The following is a 1,396-nucleotide window of genomic DNA, read 5'->3' on the forward strand; positions in this document are numbered from 1 at the left end:
GTGGACGGGACCGTGATCTACGCCGAGTCGCCGGCCGCACCCGGCGTGGGCGAGTTGCTCACCTCCTCGGGACGGCTCGCCGGGCGCACCTGGCAGGCGGCCCTGGACACGGGTGCGCCGGCCGCACGGGTCGGTCAGCTGTTGCTCGACCAGGGCCATCTGACGCAGGGCGAACTCGAACTGTGCGTGCTGGGCGCGCTCTACGACGCCGCGTTCTTCGCGCTCGCGCCGGCCGGTGCGCCGACCGAGTTCCGGGCCGGGGTGACGCACTGGCTCGGCACGGTGGTGCGGGTCGAGGCGGCGGCGGTCAACCGGGAGTCGCGCCGGCGCGTCCGGCTGCTGGACGAGATCCACCCCGACCCGGAGATCGACTCGGCCGCGGTGGCTCCCGTGCCGCGCCCGCCGCGCGAGCGGATCACGCTGACCGCCCTGCAGTGGGAGCTGCTGGTGCACGCCGACGGCCAGCGCACACCGGCGGATCTGGCGCTGCTGCTCGGCCGGGCCGGTTACGCCACCATCCAGGAGCTGCGCAGGCTCGCGGCGCTGGGACTGATCGAACCGCCGGCGCGCGCCCACGCCAGGGACGATCCGGCCTTCGTCCGCCTGCCCCGCGCCCGCGGCGCGGCAGCCGATGTGCACCGGCCCGAGGTGCGACTGGACGACGGGCCGATGGTGCCGGTGGTCGCCCATGCCGAGCCGGTCGCTGAACCGCCCTTGGAGGGTCTGCCGTCGACGGCGAACGGCGGCGTCTACGCCCGCCGAAGCTGGCCCGCCGCAAGCCGGGCGCGAAGTTGCCCAAGGACCTCGCCGGCGAACCCCCGCCGGACCCGCCCGGCACCGACGAGGTCCTGCTCAAGCGCATCCGAACCGCATTGCGGGCACTGCGGTGACGCGCGCACCCCCACCGAAGAGGAGGCCTTGACCATGGTGGAGCCGGCGGTACTGGAGGAGCTGGGCGCCCTCCGGAAGCGATTGCCGGAGCTGACCGGCAGCGTGCTCGCCACCGCGGACGGGATGGTGGTGGCGCACGACGCGCACGGCATCGAACCGGACAGTCTCGCCGCTCTGGCCGCCGCGCACCTCGCGCTCGCCCGGCGCTTCGCACACGCCGTGTCCCACGGTGAGTTGCGGGAGTCGGTGGTGGAGTGCGACGGCGGTTACATCACGTCGTACGCGGCCGGCTCGAACGCTCTGCTCACCGTCGTCACCACGGGCAACGCGAACCTGGCGATGGTGCACCTCGAGGCCCGCCGCAGCGTGCACCGCCTGATCGCCCTGATGACCCTCGACGCTCCGCCGCCGGCCCGGTTTAACCAAAGCATTTCTTCATGTGTAAGTTTATTTGGATTAAATTCGACACGCATATTACGTCTATCCCAAGTATCTGCTTTCACTT

Annotated in this window: 1 pseudogene; it reads left to right on the top strand. The window is 71.8% G+C overall.

Features of this window, described 5'->3' with window-relative positions:
* Nucleotides 1-924: 924 nt before the first annotated feature.
* A pseudogene (locus AB0M20_RS43620) lies at nucleotides 925-1,149 on the top strand (roadblock/LC7 domain-containing protein); the annotation flags it as partial.
* Nucleotides 1,150-1,396: the final 247 nt, after the last annotated feature.

The sequence above is a fragment of the Actinoplanes sp. NPDC051633 genome, from assembly GCF_040681735.1.
Taxonomy (GTDB): Bacteria; Actinomycetota; Actinomycetes; order Mycobacteriales; family Micromonosporaceae; genus Actinoplanes.